Origin of the sequence: Campylobacter concisus (assembly GCF_003048835.2) — a bacterium.
Classification (GTDB): domain Bacteria; phylum Campylobacterota; class Campylobacteria; order Campylobacterales; family Campylobacteraceae; genus Campylobacter_A; species Campylobacter_A concisus_D.
On record NZ_CP060705.1, the window covers coordinates 1,598,827 to 1,616,809 of the forward strand.

13 protein-coding genes and 1 tRNA gene are annotated in these 17,983 nt (G+C 36.2%); 9 read left to right on the plus strand and 5 right to left on the minus strand.

What is annotated here, in order from left to right; genetic code table 11:
* Positions 1-38 precede the first annotated feature (38 nt).
* Positions 39-686, plus strand: coding sequence for a hypothetical protein (locus CVT08_RS08070; RefSeq protein WP_107855835.1), 648 nt, complete (start codon positions 39-41; stop codon positions 684-686).
* The gene (locus tag CVT08_RS08075; protein ID WP_107855834.1) at positions 683-3,877 is read left to right on the plus strand and encodes an Mbeg1-like protein; all 3,195 of its coding nucleotides are present in this window, start codon (positions 683-685) and stop codon (positions 3,875-3,877) included. The genes CVT08_RS08070 and CVT08_RS08075 overlap by 4 nt, the downstream gene beginning before the upstream one ends.
* Positions 3,878-3,918: 41 nt before the next feature.
* Here CVT08_RS08075 and CVT08_RS08080 read toward each other — a convergent pair whose 3' ends face one another.
* Entirely contained in the window at positions 3,919-5,118 is a 1,200-nt protein-coding gene (locus CVT08_RS08080) for a molybdopterin molybdotransferase MoeA (protein ID WP_107855833.1), read from the minus strand.
* Positions 5,119-5,253: 135 nt separating this feature from the next.
* On the opposite strand from CVT08_RS08080, the gene yedE reads away from it, so the two are divergent.
* From yedE to CVT08_RS08095, 3 genes are all read left to right on the plus strand, one after another.
* Positions 5,254-6,312, plus strand: coding sequence for a YedE family putative selenium transporter (yedE, locus tag CVT08_RS08085; RefSeq protein WP_107855832.1), 1,059 nt, complete (start codon positions 5,254-5,256; stop codon positions 6,310-6,312).
* A gap of 113 nt (positions 6,313-6,425) precedes the next feature.
* Positions 6,426-6,502, plus strand: a tRNA-Met gene (locus CVT08_RS08090).
* Between the two features lie 1,454 nt (positions 6,503-7,956).
* Positions 7,957-8,181, plus strand: coding sequence for a hypothetical protein (locus tag CVT08_RS08095; RefSeq protein ID WP_107855831.1), 225 nt, complete (start codon positions 7,957-7,959; stop codon positions 8,179-8,181).
* Between the two features lie 235 nt (positions 8,182-8,416).
* Here CVT08_RS08095 and CVT08_RS08100 read toward each other — a convergent pair whose 3' ends face one another.
* The 3 genes from CVT08_RS08100 to CVT08_RS08110 are packed head-to-tail and all read right to left on the minus strand — an operon-like array spanning position 8,417 to position 11,722.
* On the minus strand, positions 8,417-9,637 hold the full coding sequence (locus CVT08_RS08100; RefSeq protein WP_107855830.1) for a site-specific integrase: 1,221 nt from the start codon (positions 9,635-9,637) through the stop codon (positions 8,417-8,419).
* Positions 9,630-10,112 carry a hypothetical protein gene (locus CVT08_RS08105; RefSeq protein ID WP_159070984.1) on the minus strand — a complete coding sequence of 161 codons (483 nt, stop codon included), beginning with the start codon at positions 10,110-10,112 and terminating at the stop codon, positions 9,630-9,632. Before CVT08_RS08105 ends, CVT08_RS08100 begins: the two co-directional genes overlap by 8 nt.
* 41 nt (positions 10,113-10,153) lie before the next feature.
* Entirely contained in the window at positions 10,154-11,722 is a 1,569-nt protein-coding gene (locus CVT08_RS08110; protein WP_103643807.1) for a tyrosine-type recombinase/integrase, read from the minus strand.
* A 393-nt stretch (positions 11,723-12,115) separates the two neighbouring features.
* Here CVT08_RS08110 and CVT08_RS08115 point away from each other — a divergent pair, with 393 nt between their 5' ends.
* From CVT08_RS08115 to CVT08_RS08130, 4 genes are all read left to right on the plus strand, one after another.
* Positions 12,116-13,267, plus strand: a complete 1,152-nt coding sequence (locus CVT08_RS08115; protein WP_107855828.1) for a Cj0814 family flagellar-dependent secreted protein — start codon at positions 12,116-12,118, stop codon at positions 13,265-13,267.
* A gap of 105 nt (positions 13,268-13,372) precedes the next feature.
* The gene (locus tag CVT08_RS08120) at positions 13,373-15,127 is read left to right on the plus strand and encodes a response regulator (protein WP_107855827.1); all 1,755 of its coding nucleotides are present in this window, start codon (positions 13,373-13,375) and stop codon (positions 15,125-15,127) included.
* A 95-nt stretch (positions 15,128-15,222) separates the two neighbouring features.
* The gene (locus CVT08_RS08125) at positions 15,223-16,404 is read left to right on the plus strand and encodes a Cj0814 family flagellar-dependent secreted protein (RefSeq protein ID WP_107855826.1); all 1,182 of its coding nucleotides are present in this window, start codon (positions 15,223-15,225) and stop codon (positions 16,402-16,404) included.
* A gap of 11 nt (positions 16,405-16,415) precedes the next feature.
* Positions 16,416-17,204 carry a cell surface protein gene (locus CVT08_RS08130; protein WP_107855825.1) on the plus strand — a complete coding sequence of 263 codons (789 nt, stop codon included), beginning with the start codon at positions 16,416-16,418 and terminating at the stop codon, positions 17,202-17,204.
* A 68-nt stretch (positions 17,205-17,272) separates the two neighbouring features.
* Here CVT08_RS08130 and CVT08_RS08135 read toward each other — a convergent pair whose 3' ends face one another.
* Positions 17,273-17,980, minus strand: coding sequence for a hypothetical protein (locus CVT08_RS08135; protein WP_107855824.1), 708 nt, complete (start codon positions 17,978-17,980; stop codon positions 17,273-17,275).
* Positions 17,981-17,983: the final 3 nt, after the last annotated feature.

The window sequence follows — 17,983 nt, forward strand, 5'->3', positions numbered from 1 at the left end:
TTCTATCTTGTATAGTTTTAAATTTAAAAGGATTTATGATGAAAAAAGTCAAATTTATAGTTTTTATCTGCTTATTTATACTACTGCCACTTGCTTATTTTAATGGCTTTATAAGAATTTCTGATCTAACTAGCGAGCAAGAGAGCATTGCTAAGAAATATGGTGGTGTTTATGTATTTGATGAGAAGCTGGAGAGGGAGATAGATAAGAGAGAAGGTGAGAGGAATAAAGTTAATAAAGAAATACTAAAAGAAGTCTCAAATATACAAGACAAAGAAGAACAAAACAAACAACTAAGGTTACTACTACAAGAGAGATTTTATGATAATCCTAAACTAGAAAGGGTTTTATCTAATGGCAAAAGATATTACTCCAGAAAAGACAATATAAAAATAGATAACTATAAAATTTTAAATAACTATGAAGAAAAACTAAAAGAATTTATGGGCAAAGATTACGATCAATATGAAAACTATCTAAGTATAAATTTAGGATATTTCTATATAGACAATGACACTATTGTGCCTATAAGTATAGGAATTTCTACACTTTATACAGAAGTTATATTTGGACTATATGGAGATGAAGCAAGTGGAATAAAATTTACTAAAGAAAACACTCAAAGACTAATTGGAGATAATAAATTTTACTTCATAGACAACAAATTTCAAAAGATAAATAAATGAACACTCTTAAAAATTTAACAAATAAAGATATGGTAAATAAGATAAAAGACTATGCTGATATAGCCGATGTTGCTTATGCGTTTTTTGAATACATAGACGAGAATGAAATTTGGAGTTTTTCGGATAAATTTCATAATGAGAGAATTTTAAAAAAACCTAACCCTAGATGGGATTATGCCGATGGGATAAACTGGAAAAGTGAAATTACAAAAGATAATGAAACCATTCTATCGAAAAATAACAAAAGAGAAATAGGGCAACCTACTGCCTACGCTCTTTGCGTCGAAGCTAGATTTATGCAGGATTTAAAAATATTTAAACCGAGCGAACTTAAAAAACCAAACCCTAAACCACAAAAAATAGACAACAGTATCCACTCATTTATAGATGTTGATGAAACAACAAAAGAACAAATGCTGTTCTACACAATAGACAATCTCTCCAAACGTACCAAAAATTTCACATCAAGATTTAAACTTCTAAAACATCAAAAAAATGATAATGAAGGTTTTAGTGCCACGCTTTTTGAAGATACAAATGATAACAACAAAAAAATACTAGCTTTTAGAGGCACTGAGATCACTCCAGAGGACTTATATGCAGATGTTCAGTTAACAACTAACCGCATAACAAACCAGGCAACCTCTTTAATATATTTTTTTATGGATAATGTGATACCTATCTTAAAAGAAGGTGAAAAGATAAACATTTGTGGTCACTCTCTTGGTGGATATCTAACTCAGGTATGTGCCTTTACCTTTGCTGAATATATAGATGAAATTTATACATTTAATTCACCTGGATTATTAAGCAAGCTCAATATCGAAGAAGGTCTTTCTAGCCAAATATTTATAATAAGCCAAGCATTAAGAGATCCCTCTCTTGATGCTAGAATCAGAACTAATATAAATTATAAAAAAACGCTTTACTTGAATATGTATTCTGCAAACGAAGACCACACCTACCTACCAGCACTTTTAAATTTTAACAACATATACCACATGAAAACAGACAATGATAGCCTAGCTTTTAATAATAAACTCTATGAGAACGCTATACAAGACCTTGGGGTTGATATAAATGGCAATGAAGTGCTAATAAATATAGGCAACGTAGATGCGATACTAAAAACAAATGTAAGTATGAGCTCGCACTTTCTTACCTATACGGCTACTACACTATACTTTTTCTCATATCTTTTAAATGAAAAAGATAATGACGAAAAGACAAAAAATGTAAGCCTAAAGGGTACGTTTTTATATCTAAATGAATTTATGGAGCAAAACTATAAGCTTATATTTGATCTTGATACAAATTTATTAATAGAATATAAAAACAAAACATCCTATATAGATAACAAAGCTACACTTCCACCTCTTTTATATAACAAAAACAAAAATTGGATGTTGCTTATACTAATAAATAACATAAAACACGACTTCAAGATATTAAATCACAATTTAGAAGACGAGCAAGAAGCTTTAATAATAGAAGATATATTTGAGCTTAGTGAAGAGAAGCGATATACAAAGATAATAAGCAAAGATGAAGTTGAGAAATTTAAAGAAGGTGGTTGTGAAACTATAGAAGATCAAAGGGCTATGCATAAGTGCAGGACATATAAGGTAGTAGATGAGAGCTCTAGTGATATCACTACCACTAAGGCTGATGCTAGCAAGCTCTACACCTATGCGTCAAATTTCACAAGATCGCTTTCATCACAAGACAACAAAGCATATTTTATGAAAAAATCAGAGCAGACCTACTCTCTTTTATTTGACAAAGGCACGCAGAGTGGCTCTATAAATTTATATGATGTAAAAGATAGAGGCGAGATAAAATTTGGCTTTTTATCAGCTAGCTCTAGCGTATATGTGGATAAAGATAAAGAGAGTTTAGCCATATTTACAAAAGATAAGGACATAGTGGATATTGAGAGGATATATGACAAGATAAGAGATAAATTTGATATAGATAGTCTAGAAAACTACAAGGTCGATCTTTTCTTAAACGCCACACTTCTAAAAGGTGCAAATGAAGCTAAAGACTATAAATTTGGCTTTACAAATTTCAAAGATGAAAAAGAGCATGATCTATATGAAAACAAAGATGAGCAAAAGCCATTTTACTACTTTAGCCCAAGAGATGATGAAAGCTCTAAAGGCTCTCTTGATATCACAAACAAAAACACAAGCATAAGAGTGCTTGGCTATGATATAGATATGGGTAGCTTGGATGTAAAGCTAAAAAGAGCTAACAATGATGAGAAAAAAGAGAGCCAAATGCAAAACAAAGAGGTGCTAGATCATCAAAGCTTGCCTTTGGGTGCAGTAGCTACAAATTTCACCGCTCACCCAGTCATAGAAGATGATATCATCACTTGCCCGCATGGTGGCAGAGTGGTGCTAAAAAGCAAAGCTGGCAAGAGTATCAAATCTCAGGATATAGCGCTTATACTAGGTCGAGACTTCCTTGGCTCGCCGATAGTTGGCTGCTCGGCAAATTCGCCATGCACCTGCGTAGCACACGTGCCAAAGAGCGCCCTAAGTGCCAAAAGAGTAAATGAAGACTACGCTCTCATGCAAGACCTAGTCCATCACTGCTTAAGCGATAGAAACTGCACGCTATCCATAGCCAAAAAGTCAAATTTGCTAAATTTTGAAGGGATAAAATACCTTGATGGCAGCAGCAACGAGGTAGCTCCAAAAGAGGTGCAGATCACGCAAAATCCAAGGCTAAGGTTTTTCATGAAGAGTGCTGCATCGCAAAGAGATAACATGCACGTCGCCATATACTCCATAAATGGCACCGAGTACAAAGAGCCAAACGGAGCTGACGAGATCGTGCTAAAAGAGAGCGACGCAAAAGATGTTAGCGACAAGGCACTTTTAAAGCTACTAAATGAAAATTTCAAAACAACCAGCCAAAGAAAATATGAATTTAAAGAGTACTCTTTCAAATACGGCGCCGATGTTTTTAGGCTAAATTTCATCAAGCCAGAGTATAAGAGCAAGCACGGCGTAAACGGCTACTACGAAAGACTGAGCGAATACGAAAACGACGTTAGAAATTTGATCTTTCTAACGCCAAATCAAACAAAAGATATCACTATAAAAATAGCCAAAGGGCTAGACGCTAAGATAGAAAAAGACGCCGAGATAACCGACGTCGTAGTGCTTCAAGGGCTATAAATTTGCCAAAGCAACTCTAGCAAATTTAAATTTCACCCACTTTAGCAAGGCATCTTTAAAACTTCTACCACTTCACCTTTTGCGATAAATTCTGTCTCTTTTGGGATGATAAGCAGTGCAGCTTCGTTTGTTAGGTTATTTACGATCGCTGAGCTGCCTAGCTTTTTACCGTTTAAATTTACGAAAATTTTGCCATCTCTGTTTTCTAAATTTACCGCTGTAAATTCCAAAAATGGCGAGCGTTTTTTGTAGTCTTCGTCCATTATCGCCGTGATCTTTGGCTCTTCTTGGCTAAACCAAGTGTTTATAAGCACTCTTACATAAAGCACGCACATAACCATCGCCGAGTACGGAAATCCCGGCAGCGCAAAGATGTATTTGTCGCCTGATTTTGCCACTCTGATATGGCGGCCTGGTTTTATCGCAGCGCCCTCGATGATGAGACTAAAATTTTCATTTAAAGCGCCCTTTACAAAGTCATAGTCTCCCATGCTGATGCCACCAGTAGTCACCAAGATATCGGCTGATTTTAGCGCGTTTATGATCGCTTTTTCGACAAGCTCGGCCTTATCTCTTACGATCTCACAAAGGATCGGCTCCGCGCCCATTTTACGTATCTGCATAGCGATACCTACGTGGTTTGAGCTGTGAATTTGCGCTGGACTATCAAGCGGTTCGCCAAGGTCTTTTATCTCGCTGCCAGTTGCTAGTATCGCCACTCTTGGGCGGACAAAGACGCTTACGTGAAAGACGCCAAGCTCGGCAAGAAGCGCAATCTCAGAGTATGTTAGACGTGTGCCTTTTTTTATTAAAATTTCGCCTTTTTTGTAGCTCTCGCCCACTGCTCGCACGGCAAAGCCCTTTGGCACGCTCTTTTTGATGATTATTTTTGAGCCGCTAACCTCGACATTTTCAACCGGCACAAGAGTGTCAGTACCTTCGCTCATTAGCGAGCCAGTGAAGGTTTTGACGCATTTGCCACCCTCTACATGTAGCCCTTTGTCGCTACCTGCTGGCAGATCTGTGATGAGCTCAAGCTCGCTTAGGCCCTCTTTAAAGGCAAAAGCGTAACCATCCATCGCCGAAACTGGCTTTGCTGGGTAGTTTTCAGTAGCTGTGACATCATAGGCGATATTTCTATCAAGCGCATCTGTGATGGCTACTTTTTCAACCTTTTCCCACGCATTTATCGTGTCTTTTAGAATTTTCAGGCTATCTGCATAGCTCATAAAGTCTTTCATCATTTATCCTTTTTATGAAATTGTTGCATATTTTAGCCACTTTGCTCTTAAAAAAATTAATCTTTGTTTTATTTAATGATTATTAAAATGTCGTTTAAGAAACCGGTCTGGTTTTACTTTTACACAGGAATTTACATGAGCAAAACATTGCTTTACATCATCGCAGGTGCGAGCCTTGGCATACTTGCTCCAGTGCTCGTTCATTTTGGCAACCCAGCAAACATGGGCGTTTGCGCGGCTTGCTTTTTACGAGATAGCATGGGTGCACTTGGCTTTCACCAGGCAAAAGTCGTGCAGTATCTAAGACCTGAAATTTTAGGGCTTATCATCGGAGGCTTTCTAGCTAGCATGCTTTGGAGTAGAAATTTCACTCCAGTATCTGGTAGCGCGGCATTTTCTAGGTTTTTCTTAGGCGTGTTTGCGATGATAGGCTGCCTCATATTTTTAGGCTGCCCTTGGAGGGCGTTTTTGCGCCTTGGAGGCGGAGATATGACCGCTATTGCTGGCGTTGTTGGCCTATTTGCTGGCGTCTTTGTGGGACGAACTTTTAAGAAAAACGGCTACGTTTTGCCAGAGAGCGAAACCACTGCAAAGGCGATAGGATTTTTGCCAACTATCATCGCGATTTTACTTTTGATGGCACTTATCTTTGGGCTAAAACTTGGCGAAAATGGCGCGTTATTTAGCTCAGAAAAAGGTCCAGGCTCACAGCATGCAAATTTATTTATCTCGCTTATTTGTGCCATCATCATCGGCGCATTTATGCAAAGAAGTAAATTTTGCTCAGTGGGAGCTATCAGCAAAATTTTTGAACGTGACTTTTCGATGTTTTATGGCATAGTCTCTATCGTTCTTTTTGCAAGCATCACAAATTTAGTGCTAAATCAATACAAATTTGGCTTTGAAGGACAACCTATCGCTCACAATGATATGTTTTGGAACTTCTTAGGCATGACGCTCGCTGGTCTTTGCTTTAGTCTAAGCTACGGCTGCCCTGGCAAACATCTAGTGCAGATGGGAGCTGGAAATTTAAGCTCAGCCGTATTTGTTTTAGGCATGGGCGCAGGTGCTGCTATAAGTCACAACTTCGTGCTTGCAAGCTCAGGAGCTGGCATCACACCTTTTGCCCCGTATGCCGTAGTGATCGGTTTTATATACGCTATTTATGTTGGATTTTTCACTAAAAAAGCTTAAATAAATTTGGCTGCTTTTGCAGTCAAATTTGCTTTTTATATATAAAATTTGTGAGATAAATTTTAGCTAAAAATAAGTTCTTAGGTTGTATAATCCAAAACTTATTTTAAGTTGTCACGGTAGCTCAGCTGGTTAGAGCGCTGGTCTCATAAGCCGGAGGTCGGGAGTTCAAGTCTCCCCCGTGACACCATAAACCTACATCAATTAAACCCCTAAAATACGATACTATCTAGCGATTTAAAGCGATATTGTTTTTAATATGATCTGAAGTTATACCATATTTTTTACATTTTTTCTAGGCGATTTGTGTATCACTTTGTGTATCACAATACCTCTGTCTTCTATTTCTATAGTATATGTCATTTACTCTTACGCTATTTATAGTAGCTTTGAGAGTACTTGCGGATGGATATAATACACAATAGGAGATGGTAAGCTTGGAGGTAAAACCTGCTTTATGTTATGTGGTAAAGGTTTTTGATGTAGTTATTAAGCGAGTACTTGTGAAGTATTAAAATGCAGAAGCTTGTATTTAGAAGTAACTTGAGGGGGCTAGGGGGGGTATATGGTTTGTCTTGGTATTGTCTGAGTATCCAAATATTTTTATCATTTTATTAAATCAGAGCTAGAGTAAATTTCAGGATGATATTGTCCTTGTGTAGATACATTTTGATCTACCTCATTTTAAAAGCGTAGAGTATGGCAAGGAATTATTAGAGTTATTGGAGAGTATATTTATTGGACATCTTTAGGCTTTGTTTTAAAGATACCTATAACAATCTTTAATAATCCCAAAAGGCTATATTTTTAAGTAAGTTAAAGGTATCTTATAGCTATCTTTAAAGCTATTATGCTTATCTTAAGGACATCCTTTATAAATATTCTTTATAGGATTTAGATTAAGAACTCCTAAACAATCCCTAAACTATCCCTATGACTATCACAGAATATATCTCTGTGTTATCCTAGAGTATCCTTTAGATTATCCTAGAGTTATCTTTACCCCCTCTGCTCCTCCTATAAGTGGCGTGTGTTAGGGAGTAAAAAGATTAAAATCTTCACGATTAAGATTAACCTAAGCTAACAATAGTAATAAGAATAGGCTCAATTCTTTCTACTTTAGGCAACCTATAAACAGTATAAAACATCGAGGAACTATTGATCTATTTCAAGTAACAACAAGATAGATTTATTCTATGCTTCTCTTTAAAACTATTATGCTTATCTTAAGGACATCCTTTTATAGATATATTTATAGGATTTAGATTAAGAACTCCTAAACAATCCCTAAACTATCCCTAGAGTATCACAGGATATATCTCTGTGTTATCCTAGAGTATCCTTTAGATTATCCTTAGGATATCTTATAGATTATCTAAGAGTTATCTTTAAGTTTAAGCCTCTCTCCCCCTACCCCCTCTCTCCCCTAAGGGGCAGGGTTCTGCAAACAGCGTATTTTAGGGCTATTCAGCGTTTAAGGAAAAAGTTTAGATAGAACTACATTATTGGTGTATTTTTAGTAAATATTAAGTAGCATTGGGGTATATTTTCTATACCATGAAATACACGTATAATGTGCCTATTACTTTATATAACCTACACTATCTAATGCAAGACCTAGTAAGGGGAGACGAAATAGTCTTGATGAGTATCAAGCTTCTAGGTAAGAATGTTAAAGAAGCCCTAAGAAACTTTGGCTCTCTTAGCACAAAGGCTAAGGTTTATACAGCAGCAGGACTAAGAGTGGATAGGACACTAATAAAGAGAGAGTTTAAGCCCCCTAAGCCAGCTTCTCGTTTCTCTGTGGCTGATATGGATTATATACTTCCTTTTACTGAACCTAGATTTGATTATATGAATAACAAATAGAAAATCAATTCTAAGGGGTCTAGGAGGCTCTAGGTTAAACGAAAGGGTTGCTAGAGGTATAATCTATCGTCCAAAGGCGTTCGTTGATTGTAGAGCTTCCTAGACCCCTTTATGAATGTTTTTGGTATTATGCCTATGCTTCATTTTAGAAAATCAAGAAAAATGTCTTAACTTTATAAAGTGAAAAAATGGAGAAGCATTTAGCTTCCCCTTATTAACTTGTTATCAATGGAGCCTAAACGCTAATCCCCACACCATCACGTATATCATCTACATTTAGATGTATGTAATGTAAGCTACTTTTAATATCTGAGTAACCCATAAAAGCCATTAATTTATAAGCGTTAAATCCTTTTAATTTTACTAACCTAGAAGCCACCGTATGGCGTAATACGTAAAGTCCGTGAGTGTTGCTAGTCCCTAAATATCCAAGATGGTTTCTCACAGCCCACCACATACGATTTGCTGTATCGTGATTTAGGTGGGTTATAGGACACTTATCTAGGGGTAAGTCTTTGCAGTTATCATAAGCCCCTTGAGATACCCAGTAGTATGTCATACGAAGCACATCGTTACCCTTTATTTCTCTGAGGAGTTTTAGGGCTTCTACTTTACTTACGCTTCTAGCTATCTCCAATCTGTGTCTTATATTTCTAAAAACCTCCATAACATTCTCTCCACAAGGTAGGGTTCTGCTTTGTCCGTTCTTAGGAGCTCCTATGATAGTACCAGTGCCTTTGTGTGTCTTAACTGCCTTAGAGATAGTGATAGTATCATACTCAAAACTAATATCTCCTAGCTCAATAGCAAAGTATTCAGCAGGTCTTAGCCCAAGATTAGATAGGACTATAAAGAGTTCGTATAGCTCTACGCTAGATAGTGCTTTAGATTTTTTAGTTCTGTTATATAAAAACTCTTTAGCTCTTAGAAGCTCATCGTCTCTTAGAGCAGGTCTTTTACCTACCACTTGCCTAACTTGAAGTCCTTTGAAGTTTGGTTTAGATTTAAACTTAACTACTTCAAGACCCTCAAGTATTCTAAAGGCTGTTCCAAGAGCTACTAGAGATGAGTTAAAAGAGTGTGGCGAATATATCTTGCCATTAACTCCTTTGTTTAGCATCTTATCTTTTAGCTCATATAGGTCAGCTGTTGTAAGCGTAGATACTTCCTTGTCTCCTATGGCTTTTATAACTCTGTTAAGGCATACTCTATAATGTGTTGTATCATCTAGGTATTTCCAGTATCTATCGTGTAAGAAGCTTAAAGCCTCTGATAGTTTCATACCGCCTCTAGCTGAGCTTACATTGGTCTCCCATACACCTTTGCGTATAGCTTCTTTCCACTCTTTCTCTAGTTTTAGAGCTTCTGTTTCAGTGCTATTAGGATATCTCCTTTGAAATCTAACACCATCCATTATAAAATCACTGCACCAAGTGCCATTTTTATTTTTATACATCCTTACGCTCCTTTCTGCACCTTAAGCCTTTAGAGGTTCTCTTTTTTCTATCTAGCTCATACATATCATAGTAGTATTTAAGGCGTTTATAGATAGCATCAGCTCCGCCATATTGAGCCTGCTTCTCTAGTATCCTTATAAGATACTCCTCATCGCTTTCCCCTTTAAGACGTCTTGTATAGTGCCTAGATGGCTTAGGCTCTGTCTTTATTCTATGCTGTCTTATAAGACCTGCTCTGTAATTGTCTAGGTTGTCGTGAGCAGCCCCATAGCCACTAAGAGAGCATAAGCAGTAAAAGAAATAGAATATGCCTATGTTTTCCCACTTGTAGTGGTAAGTGTTTGCTAGCCACCAAGCCACTATAAAAGTTCCCATAGTAATCACTACCCAAACCTGTGGTAAAAAAACTATGTACCAACCTATGAAGTCTTTTTCTTCTTTGGTTAGCTCTTGTCCTTTGTAGGTTATAAGCATTTGCCTACCCTCTCTTTTATAATCAACTTCCAAAAATATATTTAAATACTCAAAGTCTCAATAGCCTCTTTTAATATATGCACGTCATAGGAGCTAGCATACCTTTGAAGTGTCATAGTTTGATGTGAATGACCCATAAGCTCAGAGATAACGTTAGGGTCTATTCTATTGTTCTTAAGGTCTGTAGCAAAACTATGCCTTAAAGAGTATAGTACTTTTCTTTTGTCATCAGAAATATGGCTTCTAATAAGCTCATTAACCCTTTTACTAAATCCGTCCTGTGTAGGTAACTCTTTTAAAAGTGACACGTCAATGCTTCTATGTATTGGTATAAGCCTATAACTGCTCTTAGTTTTTAAACTTATACTCCTATCAGTTAAATCATATACCTTGACACCATCAATCTCTTTTAAAGAGCACTTATATAGTTCTGATAGCCTCATACCGCTTGTATAAAATACTTTGATTAGATTGTTGGTTACTTTATCATCTTTGGTTAAAGTAAGCAGTTGCTCTATTTCTTTATGTTCTAATGGCAATCTTTCATCTAAGGCATTTGTGCCACTTGTAGTAGCTATAAGCTGCAAAGGATTGGTTTGTATTAAGCCTGTGCTATGATAGTATGCATAACAGCCCTTTATCCACTTCATATACTTTACTAATGTTCTAGAGGATATAATATCAGCTTCATCAATCTCGGCATCTATCAACTCATCAACACTCATAACTCTGTATTTTTGTATATTTCGCTTAGGGAGAGTTTTGATAATATCTCTAATATCAATAATATCCTCTAGCGTTGTTTTTGCAACATCCTCATTAGGAGAGACTAACTCCAAAAAGACTTCTGTAAGAAATGAAACTACATCTCTATATTGATCTTTGGTTGTATTGTTTTCATCACATCTAGCCTTATAAAACTTAATATAACTATCTAAAGCCTCTTTGTTGGTTGTGATCTTTCTCTCATTAGCTTCTTTTGGTTGAGGTTTATTGATATGTTTTTGTGAATAAAATAGTCTATTGCTAATAACTTCAGGCGGTGTGTGTATTTCTCCCCTGCCTCTTTTTGAAGCCTCATCTAGTATTTGTATTTGCGCCAACATCATATAATAACTAAGAAGCTTATAATCGTTAGAAGTTTTATCAACCTCTATAGAGTTTTTATCTAAGAGTTCGTCTAGGGTTTCTTCTATGAGCCTATAATTATTATTGCTTAAATCTTGAGCGTAGTCGCCTTTTAAAGTCTCAGCCATATCCGCACTAGCTAGAGCTAGGGTATTATTATAAACATCAAAGCCTACATTGCAAAAAACAGTACCTTGCCCTTTAACAGCTCTGTCTATTAAATCCTGCTCCAATGTTTCCTTGATATATTTATCGACAAGCTCTTGTATTTGGCTCTTATCTAACACTTTACAGACCTTTAGGATTTGCTCGTATTTGCCTAGTATTATAGCTGCTTTTGATTTAGCTTCTGCTATATCTTTTGTGTTTAAAGATTTATTGACTTCATTTTTATTGAAGTAGTTGCGTAGCTCCTGATGAATTCTAAACCTAACTTTGTAGATACCACATCTATTGATAGTGACCATAGTGACAAGCTCCATTGTGTATCACTTTGTGTATCACTAGATAAGGTAAAAAAGAGAAACATCGTGTTTTAGGGGATATTGATTAGATTAAGCTGGTCTCATAAGCCGGAGGTCGGGAGTTCAAGTCTCCCCCGTGACACCATAGATGTCCTACTTATCGATACTTTAACTGCCCTTTTTGCAGTTTCCCTTTCTTTAAAATTTCCTAAAAGTATGGTACAGTTTTTATAAAAAGCGGTACATTTTTTCAGGATTGATTTATTTTACAAGATGCTTTCTATAAATTTGCTTTTATTTTTGCCCATAGGTAAAATTTTATTTCAAAGCGAGCAAACATAAATTTATCTCGCTTAAATTTTTCGGCACAACTTTTGCTTACTCTTTGAAGTAAATTTCAAGGAGTAAGCCATGAAAGTCTCTTATAACTCCATCTTAACAAAACAGCACTACCAAAAACATACAAAAAGCGAAGGCTTTGCAAATTTCCTACCCAATACTCCAAATATAAATTCGATCAGCCAAGTCACTACTCCTAAAAATGACTTTGTTTCATCTAGCGCTATCGACTCTCTTTATCAGGCCAAATTTACTTCACAAGAGGGCTATGGATATAGTGTAGATGCTAAAGGATTTATGGGAGCTGATTTTAACAAAGCAGCAGGTTTGCCACAGGACTTTAAAATCCACAAAAGCACGCTTGATGCGATAGTGCTACACAATCAAAAGCACCCAAACTTTACAAATATTTTAATGGATACAAGAAAGGATAATGCGCTATTTGGAGAGGATAGCTTTGCAAATATCGATCTAGCAGACACTATAAAGCAATACTATAAAATTTTTGATCAAATTTCAGCTGGAGTTATTAGTAAGGGTAAAGAATTTTACTCAGCCGAGGACCTAGCAAAGATGCCAAAGGGCTACTTTTCAAAAGATAAAAAAATAGAGCATGTTGAATACCTAATGGGTAGGATGACTAGCGACGGGCTAGATGGACTAACCGACAGAAGCAATGAAAAGATAACTCATATCTTTAGAACAACTCAAGACGTAGAAAATGCACGCAAGCTAGTAAATGATCTAAGCGATATAAATGTAGAAGTCAATGGAAATTTCCTTGACTTTTCTCCAGAAGTGATGACAACTGAGCATACTATCCCTTATATGTGGGTTAGCAGTGCTGGATATGACTTTAAGCCTGATATGTCTGTATATGACAATGAACAAGGCTATACTAAGGAGCAAATCTTTGTAGCATTTTTAAAAAACGAGCAAGGTCTTGTGCTGCAAGGTGGCACAACAAGGATAACCGACGAGGCTCTTAGTGTATATAAAAACTATCAAATAATTACAAAGCAAGATAGAAGCGAGATAGGCATACCAAAGGCTTATTATGATGAGATACTATCTGGTAAGAAAGATCTAAAGGATATACTAGCTAGGATTTTAAAGCTTAGAAATTTAGAGCTTAAAAAAGATCAAACACTCGAGGGGCTAGCAAGTAAAATAATGGATGTTTTAAAAGAATTTGATGAGAGGACGAAGACAAGAGAGCTTTAAAAAATATAACATAGTAGGCATTCGCTCTAAGCCCTTTTAGACTATAAACTACTAAACATTTTTTATATTTGCCGATATAAGATATATATTTTAAAAGGATTTAGAATGAATATATCACCAAATTTAGAGCCCATAAATATAAATTTACCCAAAGATATGATCTATTCAAGGGTCCTTCTTGGCGTAGATAGAGTGCAAACTTTAGACAATACAAATTTAAAGTCTGAGCTTAAAGACATCGCTACTAAGCTTATCTCAAATAGCACTTACTCTATCATCCAAAGCGCCAGCACCAGTGGCGTGAAGTCAGAGTATGCTAAAGCAGATAGTGGGACAAACGATGCTTTTTCTTATGTGGATATACAAAGAAGAAACTGGGACAAAAAAGACTTTGAGAACAAATATCTCTTTGGCGAAGATGCCTCAGCGCTAAGGAAAGTGGATCAAACTAGCACCTATTTCTCATCTATAAATTCAAAAACTCCCATTAAGCCCATTGCGGCAGCAGATACTAAATTTACAAATTTAAATGACTACGCCTATGAAAAAACGATAAAAACTTCACTGGGTGATGTAGAGGTCTTTTTGGATCTTTATGACGATAATGACAAACTAGGCATAGGCAAGCTAGACGCAAATGGATTTTTATTTAACTTTGATAGCAACAAGGACGGAGTGATAAATTCTGGTGATAAATACTTTGATAAGCTAAAGGTTAGAGGCTACGATAAAGACGGTAATGAGAAAATTTTCAAACTAAGCGAAGTTACGAGCGAGATAAACCTTAACGACTTTATTAAAAAGGATATTAGAAATTTAAGCCATGAGGCTATGGACTTTGCTAGCAAAAATACGGTTGATTATAGAGTTAGTTTAAACAACTCAAACCCTTATACTCTATTTTCAGCCGAGTATCGCTACCAAAAGATAGACAAAGAAGAGACTAATAAATTTTTCAAAGACCATGCAGACCAAGACGGCTGGGTAGATCTTAGGGATAATAAGATATTTAACGAAGAGAGCGGCTTAAGTAACTTTGCCTATGAGAAAGTTGGCTTTGACGGCAAGAAAAGGCTTAGTGAGTTTAACCCTATCATAAAACCATCTGGATCTAAACAAGATGAGAGCTTTTCATACGCAGGCTATCAAAAAGATAGCTTTATGAAATTTTATAATGACTACCAAAAAGAGTCTAGCGCTCACAGCAAAGACGTAGAGTGGATAAGCAAAAATTTAAAAGAAAATGATGTAGAAGACGCAGATGATCTCATCTCAAAGCTAAAAGCCACAAAGTCATCTTATATGATCGCTATGCAGAGTGAGTTTGAAAAGGCAACTGGGCTTGAGTTTAGCCTAGAAAATTTAGAAAGAGTAAAGCATGCTTTTGAGAGTGATACGAGCAAGGCAGCAGCTGCACTAAAAGACACAGACAGCGTAATAGCTATGAAGCTAAATAAAAATGGCACGATCACACTTAAATTTGACAGCGGAAGAGAGCTAGAGGTAAAAGAAATTTATAGTGACACGGGCAAGCTAATAAGCAAAGATGACAAAGATAGCAAAAGAGCAAGTATAAATTTAGATGCCAAAACCATGAATGATGTAGAGCTAAATAGACTTGACTTTAAGGATATAGGCATAAAGCAAGATGAGAAGATATCTAGCCTAAAAGAGCTTGGAGCAAAGCTCATTAAAAACCTCTCTGATAAATTTACAAGTAAATTTCTGATCGGACTTGAAAACGGCAAAAGTATCACCACCAAAGAAATTTACAACATCACCTACCTTGAAAATGACCTAAAATTTAAAGAGCTATCTAGCAAAGATAGGCTTTATAAAAAGGTAGATACGAGAGTTTAGGAGTAAATTTATGCAAACTAAAAACCTTTGTAAAATAAATCTTTTCACAAAAAAGACGATATCTTTGGTGTGAGTTAAAGCTAAAAGGATCTAAGATGATAAACGCACTTGGTAGCTACCCCTTGAATTTAGAGCAGAACATAAAGGTATCAACCAAAGCTTCTACAAACCAAACTAGCTCTCTAGTTTTAGGCTACAAGATAGATAAAGATGGCTACTTTACAGATGAGTTTAATAAACAAGCTGGCATACCAAGCGAATATAAAATTCACTCAAGCACACTGGAGTCTTTAGTCAGGATAGCGACGCAGCCTGACTATATGCAAAGGGTTTTTGACAGCATCGATATACTAAAAACTGTAAATAATGCCTACAAAGTTCTCTCCCAAGTAGTTGGCGAAGACACGCTAAATTCAAAAGATAGCTTTAGCTTAGATGAGATAAGAAATTTCCCTCAAGGCTTTGAGTATAACCGCCAAAGTATGCAAGTAACCAAGATCAATAACTCCATTCATGAATTTGGCTCGGCTGCGGCTGATTTTAACGGCAAAGAGTCAAATAAGCAGATGATAAGCACGCTTTTTTTCAACCCAAGCTTTAGCGGTGGAGATGGCAGGCAGCCATTAAAGCCAACAACAGATATCTTTAACAACAACAATGGTGGCAAAGAAAATACGGTCATTGGTGTATTTATGGATCCGCATGGAGAGAAATACACTAATAAAGATGGCTCAATAACCAAAGGCGGACTTATAGCAGCCGTTATAAACAACAACCTTGATGTAAGAGAGGGCGAGACAACAGCACAAGGCAAAAGAGAAGGCTATGACAAGAGCATAGATAGTAAAGAATTTAATAGGGCATTTGAGCTGTTCGAGCTTATGGGTGAGATGAAATTTGGACCTGGCTTTATAAATGCTACTGATAATGACATAGCTGGCATGCCTAAATATATGCAAGATCACATTAGGTCTAAAAGAGACTTTGTCTATATCGACTTAGAAAGTGGCTTTGTCAGCACTCCTGAAGATAGACGTAGGGGATATGAAGAAGACGAACTATCATTTAAAAAGATGATGGAGCATAATCTAAAAATGCTAAAGCTACTCTTTGGCGAGATAGACAAAGACGGCAAAAAGAGCAAAGACTTTATGGATAGCTTTTTGAAATTTAGTATGCCACCTTTAAATTTAGTAAAAGAGCTAAATGAAAACCCAGCTGGAAAATACCTAGTAGATATGCTTGGTATAAAAAGAGATGTTGATATAAAGGCATAGGGGGAGCTGATATGATAACTAGCATAAACGGACTTAGCAATACAACAATACAAGAAACCACTATCCAAAAAGAAAATGCAAAAATGTCAAAGGAGCAAGAAAAGGCTCTAATTGATAAATTAATGCACAAACCCCTTGCAGAAGTATTGCCAAAATTTATTGATATAGATGAAAGCAAAGATAACTGGATAACGGATGCTATAAACAAGATAGATACTATGCTTTCTAAGAAATATGATTTTACTATCGAGCAAAGACGTGCGCTGATAGCAAAATATCCAGAAAACATGGAAGAGCTTGAGATTAGTGTATTACAAGGACACATGGACTGGCTACTTACCTACTCAGTGGATGGCAAACCGACGATATCTGGAAAGATGGTTGGTCTTGGCACAAAAGAAGAAGAAACAGAGTTAGAGAATTTTATGCGATCACTACCTGATGATGCGATGTCAAGTAAAAAAGGTTCTGCTCTACTTGGCCGAGCAGATCTAAGCATAGAAGAGTTTAAGAAGCTTTATAGAGAAGACGTAGAAAAAACTACAAAAGAGCATAAAGAATTTCTAGCCAAACTACATAAAGAAGAACAAGAATACAATGCAAATTTTGCCAAAGAGCAAAGCGAGAAGAAATTTAAACCTATGCAGGTTAAGAAGAAGTATGAGACCTATGATATAAACAAGGATCAAAAATTTCTCTATGTAAGAGAGCTTTTAAATTTCAAAGAAAAAAGAGGCATAGACGTCTTAGAGCTTATGCAAAAGATAGATAAGAAGCAAATTTTAAATAAGATGGCTTGATAGGTAAAGCAAAACGAGCTTGTTATAGGATAACATAGCAGTGGCTTATGCTAGATATAAAGATAAAGTTAAACCTTTTTATCAAAAACTTTTTTACCATTTTCTTCAAGTTTTTGCATGATACGAAGCACATCGATTCCTCGTTCTCTCTCAAGTTTTTGAAGCTTGAGTAAATATGAAAATTTCTCATCCTTAGTAATGTCATAAGTTTCTAAATTTTTGCTATGTCCCTGAATAGGTTTAAAAGATTCTTCTTTTATGTCGTTTGAATCTGGCTCATTGTTTTTATTATTTAAAATTCTTTGAGCTTCTTCATTCATAGCATCTACTTGTGCGAAAAAGTCTTCATTGCTCTTTTCTAGCTTCTCTGCCATCCTTGCTCTATCTTGTAGCCAGCGTTCTTTAAATTCACTGATACTAAGATCAGCTGAGTTTAACAACTCGTCGCTAATATCATCAGATATCATTGGCATAAAATCGCCTGTCTTGCTCTCTTGTATAAAACGCAACAAAGAATTTGCTTCGTCCTTGCTTATCGAGCTATCAAGTCCTGTTGCTTTACCCCAAATGGTTATCCTACCATCAGCTGCAATACCGCTCATGTAGTTACCAAAAATGCGCCGAAGAGCACTATTTGCTACAGCGTTATTGCTATCATCGTTTATTTTATTTTTATCAGGTTGTTGCTCTGCTTTTGCTTGTATATTTTTCTCTTCCGCTCCAGCTGGCTCATACCTCATATTTTGATATGTAAATCCATTTACACTGCTTATCATATT

What these genes read in the sequence shown, in the direction of transcription:
- CVT08_RS08095 (WP_107855831.1), top strand. Translation starts at nt 7,957, where the DNA reads ATGAGTATCAAGCTTCTAGGTAAGAATGTTAAAGAAGCCCTAAGAAAC.
- CVT08_RS08105 (WP_159070984.1), bottom strand. Translation starts at nt 10,112, where the DNA reads ATGCTTATAACCTACAAAGGACAAGAGCTAACCAAAGAAGAAAAAGAC.
- CVT08_RS08110 (WP_103643807.1), bottom strand. Translation starts at nt 11,722, where the DNA reads ATGGAGCTTGTCACTATGGTCACTATCAATAGATGTGGTATCTACAAA.
- CVT08_RS08115 (WP_107855828.1), top strand. Translation starts at nt 12,116, where the DNA reads ATGAAAGTCTCTTATAACTCCATCTTAACAAAACAGCACTACCAAAAA.
- CVT08_RS08135 (WP_107855824.1), bottom strand. Translation starts at nt 17,980, where the DNA reads ATGATAAGCAGTGTAAATGGATTTACATATCAAAATATGAGGTATGAG.
- CVT08_RS08080 (WP_107855833.1), bottom strand. Translation starts at nt 5,118, where the DNA reads ATGAAAGACTTTATGAGCTATGCAGATAGCCTGAAAATTCTAAAAGAC.
- CVT08_RS08120 (WP_107855827.1), top strand. Translation starts at nt 13,373, where the DNA reads ATGAATATATCACCAAATTTAGAGCCCATAAATATAAATTTACCCAAA.
- CVT08_RS08130 (WP_107855825.1), top strand. Translation starts at nt 16,416, where the DNA reads ATGATAACTAGCATAAACGGACTTAGCAATACAACAATACAAGAAACC.
- CVT08_RS08100 (WP_107855830.1), bottom strand. Translation starts at nt 9,637, where the DNA reads ATGTATAAAAATAAAAATGGCACTTGGTGCAGTGATTTTATAATGGAT.
- CVT08_RS08075 (WP_107855834.1), top strand. Translation starts at nt 683, where the DNA reads ATGAACACTCTTAAAAATTTAACAAATAAAGATATGGTAAATAAGATA.
- CVT08_RS08070 (WP_107855835.1), top strand. Translation starts at nt 39, where the DNA reads ATGAAAAAAGTCAAATTTATAGTTTTTATCTGCTTATTTATACTACTG.
- yedE (WP_107855832.1), top strand. Translation starts at nt 5,254, where the DNA reads ATGAGCAAAACATTGCTTTACATCATCGCAGGTGCGAGCCTTGGCATA.
- CVT08_RS08125 (WP_107855826.1), top strand. Translation starts at nt 15,223, where the DNA reads ATGATAAACGCACTTGGTAGCTACCCCTTGAATTTAGAGCAGAACATA.